The sequence below is a fragment of the Corynebacterium meitnerae genome (genome assembly GCF_027570075.1).
Classification (GTDB): Bacteria; Actinomycetota; Actinomycetes; order Mycobacteriales; family Mycobacteriaceae; genus Corynebacterium; species Corynebacterium meitnerae.
Genome location: NZ_JAKMUS010000022.1, coordinates 1 through 16,569, shown reverse-complemented (window position 1 = coordinate 16,569; position 16,569 = coordinate 1). Strand labels below are relative to the sequence as shown.

The following is a 16,569-nucleotide window of genomic DNA, read 5'->3' as shown; positions in this document are numbered from 1 at the left end:
TGATCATCTCACGAGCGCGCGGTGAATGCGTCTAGTTCACCGTGAATTACTTAGAACCGTAAGCGATCTCACCCGTATTGCGGGAGGTGAAAAGCTCCGAGGTGTCCTTGGACAGGTTCTTCTGCGCCTTGCCCGGAACCAGATTCTTCAGCTCTCCGACGGACTCAATGGTCTTCTCCGGCTTCTTCATAGCCTTGAAACGCTTCACACCCACCAGGGCCAGCAGGCCAGCGGTGATGAGCATGAGCAGGAAGACCAGGCCGAAGCCCCATGCTTCATTGGTCCAGATGGCAATCAGCTTGGCCAGGAAGAAGAAAAAGAAGAAGGAGGAAAACAGTGCGATAACACCGGCTGCGACGAGCAGGCCACTGCCGATCGCTGCCTTCTTAGCCTCACCGACAACCTCGGTCTTAGCCAGCTCAATTTCGCTACGGACCAGGCTGGACACCTGCTCAGTGGCGTTGGACACCAACGTTCCCAGCGAGTCCGCGCCCGGCTGAGTCACATCCGTATCGCGCAGAGGAATCGAGTCGACCTTAGCGTTGAAGCTGGTCGCACCACTGGTGTACATGCCTTCTTTGCTCACGTTAAAAATAACCTTCCTTCGGTGGGCCTATCGTTCCCGTGCACGGGACCCCGGCCACGGTGCGGACTCCTAGGAATCCGCGATGGACGCACCTTTCAAAGTACCCAAAGTACCGTGGCAATGCTGGAAACGTTCCAGAAAAGATGCCGGAAAAGTGCCTGAAATAAACACAGATGGTTCATGGTAGCAGCCGAAACAGCTGCGGGTGCGAGGGGACGTGTCGGTGACGTGCGGGTGACATGAGTGTTTAGGACGCTCCGCGGCCGCGCTGAGTAAGCCATACGCTCACCGCGGCGAGCGCGGTGACACCAGCGGCAATGCCGGCGCCAATGCCGATCTCACGGGCGCCGGGGGAGGGCACCAAGGGCTCCGGGTTTTTGAATGTGTGGATTTCCCAGCCCTGCTCAGCCGCATGTTTGCGCAAACCGCGCTCCGGGTTCACCGCAACGGGATGGCCAACGATCTCCAACATCGGAATGTCCGTTGTGGAATCGGAGTAGGCATAACAATCCTCCAGGTTGTACCCGCGTTCTGCTGCGAGCTCGCGGATTGCCTCTTCCTTCGCAGGGCCTTTGAGGTACCGCGTAATGGTGCCGGTCAGCTTGCCGTCCACAACCTCAGCTTCCGTGGCCACGATCGTGTCAATGCCGAGTTCCTGGGCAATCGGCTCCACCAGAATCCGGGCTGAGGCGGACACAATGACCAAGTCATGGCCTTGCTTCCGGTGGTAGTCAATGAGCTCGCGCGCCTCGGTGTAAATCGCCGGGGTCACCACAGTGCCCATCGTTTCTGAGACAACGCGCGAAATATCCTCAACATCCCAGCCCTCCACCATCTCGGCGAGGCGGTCACGGGTGGCGTCCATCTTGCTGCTGGATTGGCCCACGAACATGTACGACGCTTTGGTCAGGTACAGCTCCAACGCTTCTTGCCGGGTGATCAGGCCGCTTTCAAGGAAGCCACGGCCAAACGCGAAAGCGGAAGACGTGGCAATGATGGTCTTGTCCAAATCGAAGAACGCAGCCGTGGTCGTGGGCGACATGCAGGCTAGTTTACAGCGCTCCAGCACATGCAACATCGCGCCTGTTCGCGGTGTGTTTTTAGGGTGCGGTGGATGGACTTCGAAAAAAATTTCGAAAAAAATCCTTGCCTCTCTTGTCAATCGTTGCGTCTGTGTGCAACAATGGTGCTCGCACGGCCCCGATATACAGTGCGGCCGGCCCCGGCCCAACCCCCCCTGAGGCCGGGTTATAGACGGCCCGCGCACCCCCCCCGATAGCGCGGGCCGTCACCTATTTCTTGAACACATGGTGTCTCCTCAATGCCCACTTCAGTGTGCAGCCGTGCTGAAAATGGCGGGGTTATCCACAATTTTTTGATGACGCATCTACGGAAACCGGGGTTATCCACAGCTTGCGGAAAGGCCTCTTGAACAGCAGCAACGAGTGCTTGAAAGTGGGGGCATGCGTAATGAAACAGCACCCGTCGTCGTCGCCGTAGGCGATGCGCTTCTTCACCCAGAAGCGATGCATCTCGCCGCCGTCACAGGCCGGCCCGTCATCGATGTTCGCGAGCCCGCGGAGACAGCGCGCCACATCGCGCGGGCGTTTGCAGTGCTTATCGACGACACGTTTTTGGCCGCCCTCACCCCACCCGGTGAAGCCGCTGCCGCGCCTCATCCGGGGATATTCCGAATCGGTGCGAATACAGGCATGGAAGGTGCGGAGCAGCTGATCGCTGAATCAGCGTTCGTCCGTGAATCCTTCATGCTTCCTGCCGAAGCAGCAAGCCTGTTGAAAGCGTTGGGGGAGTTGGCGCTCAGAACCCCGCGGTCTGCGGGCAGTTCCACAGTGGCGGGCGCCGGGGTGGTACTCACCTTCATCGGTGCCGCGGGTGGGGCAGGAACATCCACGCTGGCAGCAGCGGTGGCGCGGACATTAGCGGGCAAGGTGGCATCCGGTTCTGGTGACGGCGTTGATCCCGTACTGGTGGATGGGCAACGTTATTCCGGCGGGCTTGATCTGCTGTTGGGAGTAGAGGAGTCCGTCGGTGCGCGGTGGGACGATATTCAGATCGGGGACGGCAACGTGGAACGGGGGACCTTTGTTCGTGCCCTGCCTCGCACCACTGATGGCATCGCGGTGCTGACGCATTCCCGCTCGATACTGCCAGCGCAGATGGAGGATGTGAGCGACGAGGATGCAGCACTGGAGCGGGCAGTGGCGGTGCTGGGCACTGGTGGTGTCACCGTCGTGGACACCTCACCTGGTGGGCAGATGATGCGGAGCGATCACACGTTCATTGTCACGCCAGCTGAAGTTCGCGCGGCTGCCTCGGCTGCGCTTATCGCCGCGCAATGTCGGGCCAATTCAGTTCCGGCATCGGTAGTGCTGCGACACCGTGCCTGGTCAGGGATCTCTGCGGACGACATGGCTCATGTGACCAAAGCGGAGGTGATCGCGGAGATCCCCACTCTGCGCTCACTGACCAAAGACACGGAGCTCTCTGGTTTGCCGGGGCGTTTGCCTAAAGGGTTGGCAGTGGCGGCCGAAGCGATCATCGGGGCGGTGGCGTGATGGACCGTGCACGAATCATTACCGCAGTGCAGCGTCGGCTCGCGGACGATCCGCGCCTTGCACCCACGAACGGTCGCGTGGACCCGGCAGAACTCGCCGCCGTGATCCGTGAGGAAGCGGTGGTCATCAGCGACTTGGATCTGCTGGACATCATGCGCGCCCTGCGGGATGAAACCGTGGGGGTGGGTGCGCTTGAGCAGCTCTTAGCTATCGAAGGTGTCACCGACATCTGCGTCAACGGCCCCAACGACATCTTCATTGACCGCGGCAAAGGCTTGGAACTCAGCCACGTCACCTTGCCGGATGATGCGGATGTTCGACGCCTGGCTACACGCCTGGCCACGAGCTGTGGACGCCGGCTGGATGATGCGCGGCCTTTTGCTGATGGGCACCTGCCCCGGGAGGACGGCACTCTCGTGCGCTTTCATGCGGTGCTGCCCCCGACCTCAGCGGCTGGCACCTGCATTTCCTTGCGCGTACTGCGCAGCAAGACGTCAACGTTGGATCAATTGGAAGCGGCCGGAGCGGTGGATGGGGAGAGGGCGCGGGTGTTGAGGGGGATCGTCGATAAGCGAAAAGCTTTCCTTGTTGTGGGCGGAACCGGAACGGGCAAGACAACGCTGCTCGCTGCGATGTTGGCGCAAGTAGCGCCGGATGAGCGGATTGTGGCGATTGAGGACACGGTGGAGCTGCTGCCCCCGCACCCGCACGTGGTGAACCTGACATCGCGCGGGGCGAATGCCGAGGGGGCAGGGGAGATCACCATGTCTGATCTGCTGCAACAGTCGCTGCGTATGCGGCCGGACCGGATTGTGGTGGGGGAGATTCGCGGACCGGAGGTCGTGGACCTACTGGCGGCACTCAACACGGGGCACGATGGCGGTGCGGGGACCGTGCATGCCAACTCGATTGAGGAGGTACCAGCACGGTTAGAGGCTCTCGCCGCACTGGGTGGGCTTGATCGGATGGCATTGCATTCCCAGCTCGCTGCGGCCGTAGATGTGGTTGTGGTGATGAAGCGCCAGCCGGATGGCACTCGCATCGTGCATCAGATCGGGGTGCTGCGAGGAAACCCAGTGGCCACGGAGGTGGTGTGGGATTCGGAGCACGGCCCGCAACCAGGCTATGAGGCACTCGTGGCGGAACTGGGGGTGGCCGCATGATCCCGTTCATCCTGGTCGCCGCTGCGATCTGCGCCTTACCCGTCAGTCCATCGGGGCGGATCATGGCGAACACGCGGCGGCGCCTCCACCCGGTTGTGATTCCGCTGGTGGTGGCACTCATGGTGCCGGCCATCTTGGCCACGGACCGATCAACCTTGCTCATCAGCGCATGCATGGCCGGCGTGGTGGCCTTGCGTGCGGTAACAGCAGCGCGCGCACGTAAAGCGCATGAGAACGCGTTGGCCGCGACCTCGACGTTCCTTGGTCATGTCGTCGCCGCGGTGCGTGCTGGGTCCGGCATGCCTGATGCGTGTACCCGGGCGGTGGAGCAGCTTCCCGCGAATACTCCGGCTGACCTGACCAAGGAATTGCGCCGGGCGGCGGCGTTGTGCCAGGGCAGTGGCCATGGTGCTAGAGCGTTGACATCGTCCGACATGGTGGAACTGCGCGAAGTGGGCAACGTGTGGGCGCTGTCCTCCCAACTGGGAATCCCCGCAGCGGATCTTCTTTCGAGTGCCCGCACCCGCATCGACCACGCCCTGCGTCACCGGAATGCCACTAAAGCAGCGCTCGCCGGGCCGCGGGCCACCGCAGCGATTCTCTCCGTCCTGCCACTCGTCGGGGTGCTCATGGGCGAAGCGATGGGTGCGCGCCCGATGGCGTTGCTCACCGGTGGCGGGTTGGGTGGGCTTCTGCTGGTCATCGGCACAGCGCTCGTGTGCGCGGGGTTCATCACATCCCAGGCGATCATCAGGAGGGCAGCCGGATGAGCGGGACGATTCTGTTGAGCATGGCAGCTGTAGTTTCTCTTGCCGCAGCTGCGGGCGTAGCGGTGCCGGCACCGCGGGGTCGGTTGGGTATGGACGCGGCGGCAACGCGACGTGGATTCCTGGGCCTTCTTCAACGCCGGTTCAACCCCAAGACCCCGCGTGATGGCCCCGGTACTCGGCACAGGATAGCCAGCGATATTGAGCTCTTCGCCGCGTGCTACCGCGCCGGGCTCCCAGCCGCCACTGCCGCAGATGCGGTTGTGGCCAGCTATGACGGCACCCCGCTAGGGGATAACACCACTGCCGACAGGTGGCGGCGCGTCGTCGCTTACCTCTCACTCGGTGTGGAACCCGACCGGGCCTGGGCCGTCATGGACGGAACACCGGGATTGGAACAGCTCGCCTCACTGGTCACCTTGTCCCACGCTTCGGGCACCGCTGTTGCGGAGGGGTGTGACCGCATCATCACGGAACTCCGTGAAGCGGCCGCCGACGATGCGACAGCAGCTGCCGAACGCGCCGGGGTGCTCATCAGCATTCCCCTCGCCGCGTTCTTCCTCCCCGCCTTCTTCGTCCTTGGCCTGGTCCCCGTGATCATCGGCCTAGGCGCGGAGGTTCTCGGCGGGTGACATCAACTGACAACACACAACAGCAACCAACCAACAACAAACAACATTTAAAGGAGAAAACAATGAACACACTGACCAACCTGACGGATTCCGTGCGCCAGCCGATTGATCGGATGCTTACCCGCGCCTATGCCCACACCACCGCGCGCTTGCAGGTGATACGCAATGAGCAGGGGATGTCCACCATCGAATACGCCATGGGCTCGTTGGCGGCTGCAGCCCTCGCCGCCGTGCTCTACATGGTGATTAACGGCAACGGGGTGGTCTCCGCGATCGAGGGAATTATCACGGATGCGCTCAGCAACACACCGTCTTAACCCTCGCGTCCGCGTTCTCGCGCACCTGACGGGGGAGCGCGGTTCCGTCACCATTGAAGCCGCGCTGTCACTCGCGGTTTTGGTGACGGTCGCCGCGGCCATCGTTGCGGGGATTTCCACCATGGCGGCCTACGTGTCCGCGGTGGATGTGGCTGGCGCTGCTGCTCGTTCGCACGCAATCGGGGTGGATTACACCCCGCCGCGCCCCAATATTGAGGTCACAGTCAGCGAGCAAGCAGACATGGTCACCGTCACCGCGCGCGTGCCCGCCGCTGTGCGGACCATGCATGCCACCGCGATCTACCCGGTGGAGGTGCGGTGAAACGCAGATTGCTTATCGACGATCACGGTTACGCCACCATCCTCTCCACCACCATCGTGGCCGCGGTGGTGAGCCTGGCCGTGGTTGTCGCCGGGATAGTCAGCCATGTTGTGAATTCCCACCGTGCCCAAGTCGCCGCAGATCTTTCTGCAGTGACAGCCGCCACCGCTTTCTATGCCGGGCATGATCCATGTGAGAAAGCCAGGGTGGCTGCGGAACTGAACCACGCGAAGGTGCTGAGCTGTGAAGTCATCGATGCCGGTGTCACCGACACCGTGGTCACGGTGAAAGTCGGGCGCGCCGAAGCAACAGCGCGCGCCGGGCCGATCTAAGCGCTCGGCGGGGCAACGCGTGCGGAGAGCCCGGCCGTCATGGTCACCAGCGCACCGAGGAGCTTCAACGCACCAGCCTTATCCAGAGGCTGGTTGCCGTTGCCGCACTTGGGGGACTGCACGCACGACGGGCAGTCGGAGGAACACTGGCAAGACTTCACTGCTTCGTAGGTCGCCTCAATCCACTCATGGAAGCGGGCGTAGCCCTCGTCGGCGAAGCCAGCGCCGCCCGGGTGGCCGTCGTAGACAAACACCGTGGGTTGCATCGTGTCCGGGTGCAGTGCGGTGGACACACCGCCGATATCCCACCGGTCACATGTAGCCAACAAAGGAAGGAGGCCAATCGCGGCGTGCTCCGCGGCATGCAGCGCGCCGGGAACATCACTAGCAGCGATCCCTAGCTCATCCAGCACCAACGGATCGATGGTGTACGCCACTGCGCGGGTGACCAAGGTTTGCTCGGGGAGCTCGAGGGGGATGTGTTCGGAGACGGTGCCGTCGGAAAGCTTGACCACATAACCCGTGACGCGATCCGTGACCTCGACATCAACGTTGGCCACCCACAAACCTGGCGACGGATTGACCCGCGCGTGCGGCTCACCAATGACCCTGATGTCTGTCGTGGAGCGCGCCATGGTGGAGTAGTCCGGCATCTCCGGGTGGGCGAGCGCGATGTAGTTGTCCAAGTCCAGCTCATCGATGATGAAGTATTCGCCCTGGTGGATGTACACAGCACCATCGTGAACCTGCGCGGCAGCTCGGCCGGAATCGATCGTGCCCAGCAGGCGCCCATCGGTGGCGTCCACGATCATCACTTCCTCACCCGTGCCGCCGCGTAGCGAGATCATGCCGTGCGCCGTTTCCGGAGTGATGTCACCGGTGAGCTGTGGCACCGCAAACCACCCACGCGGGCGGCGGCGTAAGAATCCACCAGCAGTGAGTTCCGCGACAACATCGCCGGCACCAAAGGCAGCGACATCCGCCTCCGTCAACGGGCGCTCGACTGCCGCGCAGTAGACATGCCCCCGCAGAATGAATGGGTTGTGTGGATTAAACACACTGTTTTCCACCGGTTTATCCAGCAGCGCTTCCGGGTGATGCACCAGGTAGGTGTCCATCGGCTCATCCCGGGCGACCATGACCACCAAAGACGCCTGCCCCCGGCGCCCGGAGCGGCCCGCCTGCTGCCGGAATGACGCAACCGTACCGGGAAAACCGGCCATGACCACGGCGTCGAGCCCACCAACATCAATGCCCAGTTCCAGTGCATTCGTGGTGGCCATGCCCAGGAGATCGCCGTTGTCCAGGGCTTTCTCCAGCGCCCGACGGTCCTCCGCCAAGTACCCAGCACGGTAGGACGCAATGCGGGACGCGAAATCGGCGCGGCCTTTGGCCACGAGATCCTCCGCCGCGCGCATGGCCACCGTTTCCGCGGCGCGCCGGGAACGCACGAAGGTGAGGGTGCGGGCACCAGCCGCGACGAGATCTGCCATCATCGCGGCAGCCTCCGTTGTGGCTGGATGGCGGACGGGCGCACCGTTTTCGCCCTCGGCACCCTCGATGAATCCGGGTTCCCACAGGGCAAAGGTTTTCTCGCCGGTGGGTGCGCCATCTTCCGTCACTGCGGTGACGGGTCGGCCGGTGAGATTACTGGCGTGCGCAGCTGGGTCGGCTGCGGTGGCGGATGCCAAGATGAACACCGGCTCCGCACCATAGGCCCTGGCCAGGCGGTCGAGGCGGCGCAACACCAGGGCGACATTGGCGCCGAAAACACCGCGGTAGGTGTGGCACTCGTCAACGATCACGTACTTGAGGTTGCGCAGCAACCGCACCCACTTGGGGTGGCTGGACAAGATCCCGGCGTGCAGCATGTCCGGGTTGGTGAACACGAACCGGGTGGTTTCTCGGATGGTGGAGCGGGCTTCGGTGGGGGTGTCGCCGTCGTACGGCGCGGGGTTGGCAGCTGTTTTCGTGCCGTTGCCTAGGACGGGGTGGTCTTTGATGAGTGAGTTCACTGCCAACAGCTGATCGGAACCCAATGCCTTCGTGGGGGTCAGGTACATCGCGCAGGCCGTCGGATCCGTGGCCAACGTGGTGAGCACCGGCAACTGGTAACCCAAGGATTTCCCGGAAGATGTCCCCGTGGCCACCACAACGTCCGTGCCCTCCCACGCGAGCTGCGCGCACTGCGCCTGGTGGGTGTAGAGCTCCTGGACCCCGGATTCTTCCCACCGGCGGTGCAGATACTCATCGGCCCACGCTGGCCACGGTGCTGTGCGGGCAGGTTGGGCTGGCAGTGTCCGAACATGCGTGAGGGTGCCGGCGGGCAGGGTGCGGGAGATGCTCTCAATCAGTTCGTGGGCGAATGACCCTGGGGCTGTCATGGGGGCACCTCCTTACAAACGATGGGGCCGGAATTGCTGGATGAGTGTGAAAAAACTCATCTTGTCCGACGTGAAAGCATAAATCATGGCAAACTTGTTGGCGGTTGCGGATGACATCAGCCGCCGCCATGAAACCGGATCGGCCGGTTTTAGTTACACAACCGGCAAAAACGGAAGGTTTTTCAATAATGGCTACAGGTACCGTGAAGTGGTTTAACGCCGAAAAGGGCTTCGGCTTCATCGCTCCGGATGATGGTTCCGCGGACGTTTTCGTCCACTACTCCGAGATTCAGGGCAACGGCTTCCGCACTCTCGAAGAGGACCAGAAGGTCGAGTTCGAGGTCGGCGAGGGCGCTAAGGGCCCGCAGGCTCAGCAGGTGCGCGCACTCTAATCGCGCTGAGAGGCGTGCGGCGCCCCATCAATTTTCTGAACCGGTCTACCCAATATGGGTGTGGCCGGTTTTCTAGATTGTGGACACGCCTCGGCGGACGTCGTTCCATTCCATGGCGGCCGCCTGCAGGCGCTGGATGGCCATGCCCACGAGGCTGCCCAGGGTGACGCCCACGATCATGGCCAACAGCGGGAAATCCGAAAACAGTGTGCCGCCGAGGTAGCCGGTACCCACGCTGATGCCCACCCACAGGATGACGCCGATGGTGTCAAAGAGGAAGAACAGGAACCAGTTGTAGCGCACGGATCCGAGCACGATCGTGGCCACCCAGCGTGCCCAAGGGAGGAAGCGGGCCACCATGATGGTCACCGGCCCATGCTCATGCATATTGGCGCGAACCCACGTGATGGCTTTACCAGCGCGGGAGTCCGGGTCTAAGCGGTTGACCAGCCCAATCAGGCGACTTCCCAGCATGAAGCACAGATTGTCACCGATGATGGCGCCGATGCCCGCGGCAGCCATTACCCACTTCACATCCGGCACACCCTGCGAGGCGGAAAACGCGCCGGCGAGATTCAGCACAGTCTCCGAAGGAACAAGGGGGCACAAGGCGTCAATAGTGATGAGGAGACCAACGAGGGGATAGAAGATCGGCATTGTCATGAGCTGCTCAAGAAAAGCAATCAACCCATCGATGATCTCGGTCACCCAGTCCGCCTCCTTTCCTCTCTTTTCCTATCTTTCTAGGGGGCACGCATCGCCCGGCGGCACTTTTTGGAAAAGTCTACTCACGGTTCTTAGTCCACCGAAGTGTTACGGTGCTAGAAAATGGCGGTCGCGTGAAGGGATCGTCGATAAGCAATTGCCCCCTAGAATTTGGGGCCGTAAGTTCACGTGCCACAAAATACGTGGTAGTTGTCTGTAATGAGTTAACCGAGCACCGCACTTTAAGGAGTCACCCGGCGTGACGGAGAAGAACGCACAGGGAAAAACCCTGGTCATCGTGGAGTCGCAGACGAAGGCGAAGAAAATCCAGAAATACCTGGGTAACAACTACTTCGTTGAGGCTTCCGTGGGACACATCCGCGACCTTCCCGGCCGCTCTGCTGATATTCCTGCGAAGTACAAGAAGGAGCCGTGGGCGCGCCTGGGCGTGAACCCGGAGAATTCCTTCGAGCCGATTTACGTGGTCAGCGCGGATAAGAAGAAGAAGGTCACGGACCTGCGCGCGAAGCTGAAGCAGTCTGACAAGCTGCTGCTGGCAACAGACCCGGACCGTGAGGGTGAAGCGATCGCGTGGCACCTGCTTGAGGTGCTCAAGCCGAAGGTGCCGGTGGAGCGCATGGTGTTCAACGAGATCACCGAATCCGCCATCAAGGACGCCGCGGAAAACACCCGTGAGCTGGACATGAACCTGGTGGATGCGCAGGAGACGCGCCGCATTCTGGACCGTCTGTACGGCTACGAAGTTTCCCCGGTGCTGTGGAAGAAGATCATGCCGCGCCTCTCCGCCGGCCGCGTGCAGTCCGTGGCTACGCGCGTGATCGTTGAGCGTGAGCGCGAGCGTATGGCGTTTGTCTCCGCCGAATACTGGGATGTCACCGCCACCCTCAACGCAGGTGCCACGGGCGCAGGTCAGCCGGATGAATTCGACGCCAAGCTCATTGCTATCGACGGCTCTAAGATCGCCCAAGGCCGCGATTTTGACGACCGTGGTCGGCTGAAGAACGACTCCCTCGTGGTGGTGGACAAGCAGGACGCCGAAAACCTCTCTGAGGCACTGACCGGCCAGGCGATGGAAGTGTCCAACGTGGAATCCCGCCCGTACACCCGCAAGCCGTACGCGCCGTTCATGACGTCGACCCTGCAGCAGGCAGCCGGTGCGAAACTGCACTTCACCTCGGCCCGCACCATGCGTATCGCGCAGCGCCTGTACGAGAACGGCCACATTACTTATATGCGTACGGACTCGACCTCGCTGTCCCAGCAGGGCGTTGCAGCAGCCAGGGCTGCTGCAACGGAGCTCTATGGTGCCAACTACGTCACCGATGCCCCGCGCCGCTACGACCGCAAGGTGAAGAACTCCCAGGAGGCACACGAGGCTATCCGTCCCGCCGGCGAGCGCTTTGCCACCCCGGGTGAGCTGGCGCAGTCCCTCGACGCCGAGGAATTCAAGCTCTACGAGCTCATCTGGCAGCGCACCGTTGCCTCCCAGATGGAGGACTCCCGTGGCACGTCCGTCACCGTCACCGTTGCCGGTGATGCCAAGACCGGCGAGCACGTTGAACTGTCCGCCTCCGGCCGCACCATCACCTTCCCGGGCTGGCTGCGCGCCTACTCTGACAACCAGGACAGCAAGGAAAAGCACCTGCCCTCGTTGTCTGAGGGTGATGCGCTGACCGCCCGCGAGGTCACCGCCGACGGCCACTCCACCAACCCGCCGGCCCGCTACACCGAGGCCAGCTTGGTGAAGAAGATGGAGGACCTGGGCATTGGCCGGCCGTCCACCTACGCCTCCATCATCAAAACCATCCAGGACCGTGGCTACGTGGCCACCCGTGGCAACGCGCTCGTGCCCACCTGGGTCGCGTTCTCCGTGGTCGGGCTCATGGAGCAGAACTTCGACGCCCTCGTGGACTACGAGTTCACCTCCTCCATGGAAGACGAACTCGACGAGATCGCTCGCGGCACCGAGGACCGCACCGAGTGGCTCACTGGCTTCTACTTCGGCGATGCTGATGCGGACGATTCCACCGCCGAAGCCATCGCGCGCCGCGGCGGCCTGAAGTCCATCATCGAGACCAACCTCGAATCCATCGACGCCCGCCAGGTCAACTCGCTCGAGCTTTACGTTGACGACGAAGGCCGCCCCGTCGACGTCCGCGTCGGCCGCTACGGCCCCTACCTGGAGCGCCAGATCGGCGTCAATGCTGATGGCGAGCCCGAGTACCAGCGCGCCAACCTGCCCGAATCCACCACCCCGGATGAGGTCACTCCGGCCATGGCGGAGAAGCTCTTTGCCACCCCGCCTACCGGCCGCGAGCTGGGCACCAACCCGGCCAATGGCCGCATGGTCGTGGCCAAGGAAGGTCGCTACGGCCCGTACGTCACCGAGCTCGTGCGCGATGATGAGCGCGCCACCGCCGAGGCCCGCGCCCTCGAGATCGTCGCCGCCGAACGCGCCGAAGAGGACGCTCAGCGCGCCGCCGAAGGCAAGCGCGCCAAGAACTGGGAGACCAAGACCGCGACGGCGCAAAAAGAGAAGCGAGTCGAGCAGCTTATCGACGAGCACCTCAAACCCGCCACCGCCTCCCTCTTCTCCACCATGGAACCATCCACGGTCACCCTGGAAGAGGCACTGCAGCTGCTGTCCCTGCCGCGCGAGGTCGGTGTGGACCCATCCGATGGTGAAGTCATCACTGCTCAGAATGGCCGCTACGGCCCGTACCTGAAGAAGGGCAGCGATTCCCGCTCCCTGGCCAACGAAGAGCAGATCTTCTCCATCACCCTGGATGAGGCCCGCCGCATCTACGCCGAACCCAAGCGCCGCGGCCGCGCTGCTGCCCAGCCCCCGCTCAAGGTGCTTGGTGACAATGACGTCTCCGGCAAGCCCATGACCGTCAAGGACGGCCGCTTCGGCCCCTACGTCACCGACGGCACCACCAACGCCTCCCTCCAGCGCGGCGACACCCCGGAGACCATGACGGACGCCCGCGCCAACGAGCTCCTCTCCGCTCGCCGCGCCCGCGAGGCCCAGGATGCGGAGGCCGGTGGCACCAAGGCCAAGAAGACCACCAAGAAGACGGCAAAGAAGACCACGAAGCGCACTGCCAAGAAGACCGCGAAGAAGCCACCGCAGACCACCAAGCGTGTGATCAAGGCGGGCTCGCGCCGGAAGTAGGGCTTAACACAGGGCCTTCAGAGAGCCCTCAGGGGGTCGGTTGTGTAAAAATTTACAACCGGCCTTTTCGGCGTTTTTAAACCTGCTGGTCAGAGATTTCTAGTGCAGGATAGTTACCGGCGCAATGTAAAATTTTACACACGCACCGCCGGGCCAGCACCGGCCCAGCACCGGCCCGGCCTGCCAGCACCCGGTCCTTAGTGCCTCTCCGCCAACGTCGGACGCACGGGGCGGGCGAGCTGGGTCATCTTGTTGCGGCCGCGGAGCTCGATGGACTTCATGCGGGTCCAGCGGGCCTGCTCGATCTCGTTGGATTCGGTGAGCGTTGAGGTGTTGGTCAGAACACGGCCCGGCGTGGTCTTGGCCAGCTCAGTCAGGCGGGCGGCAGTGTTCACCGCGTCGCCGATGACGGTGTATTCGAAGCGGTCTTGGCCGCCGATGTGGCCGGCAACCACGTGGCCGGCGGCGACACCGATGCCGGCGTCAAGCTCAAGTCCGCGCAGCTCCTGGCGTAGTTCGCGGGCGGCCTTGAGCGCGTAGGAGACGAAGTCCGGCAGGTTGACCGGGGCGCCGAAGATGGCCAGTGCCGCGTCACCCTCGAACTTGTTGATCACGCCTTTGTTGCGGTGCACCACATCAACGACGATTTCGAAGAAGCCGTTGAGGGCCTCCACCACTTCCTCAGGGGTGCGGTCCACGGCGAGTTTGGTGGAGCCGATGACGTCGACGAACACGACGGCGACCTGGCGTGCCTCACCGCCAAGTTCCGGCTTCTCCTCGAGCGCCTTCTGTGCCACTTCGGAGCCAACGTACTGGCCGAAGATGTCGCGGACGCGTTCCCTTTCGTTGAGGCCACGCATCATCTCGTTGAAACCGGCTTGGAGGACGCCGAGCTCGGAGCCGTCGTAAATGTCCACTTGCGCGGAGGTATCACCGCTGCGCACCTGGTTGATGGCGTACTGGAGTTCCTTGATCGGGTCAACCACACTCATGGTGGCAAACATGGTGCCGGCCATGCCGGTGATGATGGCGGTGATCGCAATGGCGGAGACAGACGGCATGAGCTCGCCGGGGGTGTTCTGGAAGAACCCGTAGTGTTGGGCGGCGAGCAGGAAGAGGATGCCAAGGAGGGGCACCCCCGATGTCATGAACCACACCAGGTAGAGCCGCTGTTTGATGGGCGGTTCCAGCATGGTGTCTTCAGCGCGGTTGGACAGGGTGTCAGCCGCGATGGGGCGCACGAGGCGTTCGGCTTGAACGAAGGTGAGTACACAGGTGAGCAGCCCCGCCATGAGGGTGGAGATAGCCACTACGAAGGCGAGCTCCACGTCATGCCGTGCGGTGGCGACCGTGGCAATGATGATGCCAACGAGCCAGATCATCCCAACAACCAGCGTTTGCAGCACCGGGATGCGCAGCACGAGGGTGCGTACGGATGCGGCGTCATAGCGGTCAGGTGTGCGCCCGAAGTGCAGCACGGGCCGGAAGAGTGAGTAGGACACAATTCCGCCGACGACCACGGCGAGGATCAGGTAAACAATGCCCAGCGGAGCGAAACCAGATGCCACCGCGCCAAGGTCTTTCGCACCAGGCATGGGAATGAGATAGCGGACGAAGAACATGATGGCCACGGCGCTGATCACGTTGGTGAACAGCAGTACAGAGGCATACAGGGGCCATGGGGTGCCCATGATCCACCGAATACCGCGCCACATCCGTTCCACGCCTATCTACTCTACGTTGCTTGTCCCACCGCGGTTGTAGTGTGGTGGATGTGAATGTGCCGAGTATTCCTGCCCCGCGTTCTGTGGCTGAGCGTCTTGCCGATATCCCGTCGGTTCGTTCGGTGATCCTGGCCGCCGCAGCCGCCGCGCGTGGGGTGGAGGGGGCTCCAGCGCACGCGATGACGCACTCGTGGTTGTTCACGGGTCCGCCGGGTGCGGGGCGTTCCACGTCGGCGTTGGCTTTCGCGGCAGCGCTCGTGTGTACGGATCCGGTGGAGCTTGGCTGCGGGCGTTGCCAGAGTTGCCGGGATGTCTTCGCCGGCGCGCACACGGACGTTGTGCATGTGGTGCCGCAAGAGCTCGTCATCAAAGTTAAGACGGTGCGTGAGATCATCGCTCAAGCTTCTCGCTTGCCGGCGATTTCTCCGTACCGCATCATCGTCATCGACGACGCCGACCGGTTCTCGCACGAAGCAGCCGACGCCTTCCTGAAAACAGTGGAAGAACCGCCGGCATCCACCGTGATCATCATGTGTGCACCGTCGACGGATCCGGAGGACTTCTCCACCACGCTGAGGTCGAGGTGTAGGCATTTGTATGTGCCGGCTCCGTCGACAAGCGAACTTGTGCGTCTGCTGATGGAAGAGGAAGGCGCTTCGGAGCAGGCGGCCCGGCTCGCTGCGGTGACGTCGCTGCATCATGTGGGCCGGGCACGGCGACTGGTGCGGTCTGAAGAAGCGCAGAAGCGAAGGACTACCGCGATCAACCTGGCGGAGCTGGTCTTCCACGGCGATCAGGCTTTCAAGGCCGTGGCTGCGTTGGTGAAGTCCGCCGATGCCGCGGCGAAGGATGCCTATGCGGATGCGGACCAGGAGGAGCGCGACAAGCTGGAAAATGCCCTCGGTATGGGTGCTAAGGGTAAAGGTGCGGCGCGGGCGCTGCGCGGGACCGCCGGCTCGATCAAGGAGCTGGAAGCGGCGCAGAAGGCCCGTGGTACGCGACGTCTGCGCGATGTGCTGGACCTGACCTTGGTGGATGTGGCTGGGGTCTACCGCGATGCCATCGTGATCCGCAGTGGCAGCGGGGTGGAGCTGGTGCACCCAGACTGTGAAGGGCTTTCGCGCGAGATCGCGCAGCGCGTGGATGTTGCCGGGCTGACCGAGTGCCTTGACGCCATCGCCGAATGCCGCGAACGCCTTGACCAGTCCGTGCTTCCGGTCATCGCGTTCAACGGAATGTTGGGCCGCATCAGGCTCGCCTGTGGTGTGAGTTGACCTGCGATTTTTACTCAGGGCCGCTTGTCTATTAAGCTATGCCCTCGGACTACAAGCTGTGCTGTAATCCGCGCCGCCTTAGCTCAGTCGGCAGAGCGTTTCACTCGTAATGAAAAGGTCGCGAGTTCGATTCTCGCAGGCGGCTCCACTAAAACCCCGGCCACGCGGCCGGGGTTTCGTCGTTCAACCCCGGCCACTT

The 16,569-nt window shown here is 62.7% G+C and carries 15 protein-coding genes and 1 tRNA gene; 11 read left to right on the top strand and 5 right to left on the bottom strand.

Going from position 1 to position 16,569, the window contains the following annotated elements:
- Positions 1-46 precede the first annotated feature (46 nt).
- Both L8U60_RS10215 and L8U60_RS10210 read right to left on the bottom strand, forming a co-directional pair.
- Positions 47-586: a phage holin family protein gene (locus L8U60_RS10215; protein ID WP_269966270.1), complete on the bottom strand. Its 540-nt coding sequence runs from the start codon at positions 584-586 to the stop codon at positions 47-49.
- Positions 587-833: 247 nt separating this feature from the next.
- A complete protein-coding gene (locus tag L8U60_RS10210; RefSeq protein WP_269966269.1) occupies positions 834-1,628 on the bottom strand; it encodes an HAD family hydrolase in 795 nt (264 codons plus the stop codon).
- A gap of 421 nt (positions 1,629-2,049) precedes the next feature.
- Between L8U60_RS10210 and L8U60_RS10205 the strand changes: the two genes are divergently transcribed.
- The 7 genes from L8U60_RS10205 to L8U60_RS10175 all read left to right on the top strand — a co-directional run bounded on the left by L8U60_RS10205 (position 2,050) and on the right by L8U60_RS10175 (position 6,695).
- The gene (locus L8U60_RS10205) at positions 2,050-3,162 is read left to right on the top strand and encodes a CpaE-like family protein (protein ID WP_269966268.1); all 1,113 of its coding nucleotides are present in this window, start codon (positions 2,050-2,052) and stop codon (positions 3,160-3,162) included.
- Entirely contained in the window at positions 3,162-4,325 is a 1,164-nt protein-coding gene (locus tag L8U60_RS10200) for a TadA family conjugal transfer-associated ATPase (RefSeq protein ID WP_269966267.1), read from the top strand. The genes L8U60_RS10205 and L8U60_RS10200 overlap by 1 nt, the downstream gene beginning before the upstream one ends.
- Positions 4,322-5,095 carry a type II secretion system F family protein gene (locus L8U60_RS10195; protein WP_269966266.1) on the top strand — a complete coding sequence of 258 codons (774 nt, stop codon included), beginning with the start codon at positions 4,322-4,324 and terminating at the stop codon, positions 5,093-5,095. The genes L8U60_RS10200 and L8U60_RS10195 overlap by 4 nt, the downstream gene beginning before the upstream one ends.
- A 20-nt stretch (positions 5,096-5,115) precedes the next feature.
- Positions 5,116-5,724, top strand: coding sequence for a type II secretion system F family protein (locus L8U60_RS10190; protein WP_269966265.1), 609 nt, complete (start codon positions 5,116-5,118; stop codon positions 5,722-5,724).
- Between the two features lie 113 nt (positions 5,725-5,837).
- Entirely contained in the window at positions 5,838-6,041 is a 204-nt protein-coding gene (locus tag L8U60_RS10185) for a DUF4244 domain-containing protein (RefSeq protein ID WP_269966286.1), read from the top strand.
- Positions 6,016-6,363, top strand: a complete 348-nt coding sequence (locus L8U60_RS10180; protein WP_269966264.1) for a hypothetical protein — start codon at positions 6,016-6,018, stop codon at positions 6,361-6,363. Before L8U60_RS10185 ends, L8U60_RS10180 begins: the two co-directional genes overlap by 26 nt.
- A complete protein-coding gene (locus L8U60_RS10175; RefSeq protein WP_269966263.1) occupies positions 6,360-6,695 on the top strand; it encodes an Rv3654c family TadE-like protein in 336 nt (111 codons plus the stop codon). Before L8U60_RS10180 ends, L8U60_RS10175 begins: the two co-directional genes overlap by 4 nt.
- Here the strand turns inward: L8U60_RS10175 and L8U60_RS10170 are convergent.
- Positions 6,692-9,079, bottom strand: a complete 2,388-nt coding sequence (locus L8U60_RS10170; RefSeq protein ID WP_269966262.1) for a DEAD/DEAH box helicase — start codon at positions 9,077-9,079, stop codon at positions 6,692-6,694. The genes L8U60_RS10175 and L8U60_RS10170 overlap by 4 nt on opposite strands.
- Positions 9,080-9,267: 188 nt before the next feature.
- Between L8U60_RS10170 and cspE the strand changes: the two genes are divergently transcribed.
- A complete protein-coding gene (gene cspE, locus L8U60_RS10165) occupies positions 9,268-9,471 on the top strand; it encodes a transcription antiterminator/RNA stability regulator CspE (RefSeq protein ID WP_269966261.1) in 204 nt (67 codons plus the stop codon).
- A 72-nt stretch (positions 9,472-9,543) separates the two neighbouring features.
- Here cspE and L8U60_RS10160 read toward each other — a convergent pair whose 3' ends face one another.
- A complete protein-coding gene (locus L8U60_RS10160) occupies positions 9,544-10,179 on the bottom strand; it encodes a DedA family protein (RefSeq protein WP_338026480.1) in 636 nt (211 codons plus the stop codon).
- Between the two features lie 256 nt (positions 10,180-10,435).
- Between L8U60_RS10160 and topA the strand changes: the two genes are divergently transcribed.
- Positions 10,436-13,372, top strand: coding sequence for a type I DNA topoisomerase (gene topA, locus L8U60_RS10155; protein WP_269966260.1), 2,937 nt, complete (start codon positions 10,436-10,438; stop codon positions 13,370-13,372).
- A gap of 197 nt (positions 13,373-13,569) precedes the next feature.
- Here topA and L8U60_RS10150 read toward each other — a convergent pair whose 3' ends face one another.
- On the bottom strand, positions 13,570-15,096 hold the full coding sequence (locus L8U60_RS10150) for an adenylate/guanylate cyclase domain-containing protein (protein WP_269966259.1): 1,527 nt from the start codon (positions 15,094-15,096) through the stop codon (positions 13,570-13,572).
- Between the two features lie 50 nt (positions 15,097-15,146).
- On the opposite strand from L8U60_RS10150, the gene L8U60_RS10145 reads away from it, so the two are divergent.
- The gene (locus L8U60_RS10145) at positions 15,147-16,370 is read left to right on the top strand and encodes a DNA polymerase III subunit delta' (RefSeq protein WP_269966258.1); all 1,224 of its coding nucleotides are present in this window, start codon (positions 15,147-15,149) and stop codon (positions 16,368-16,370) included.
- A 72-nt stretch (positions 16,371-16,442) separates the two neighbouring features.
- Positions 16,443-16,518: transfer RNA gene (locus tag L8U60_RS10140), tRNA-Thr, on the top strand.
- Positions 16,519-16,569 lie beyond the last annotated feature (51 nt).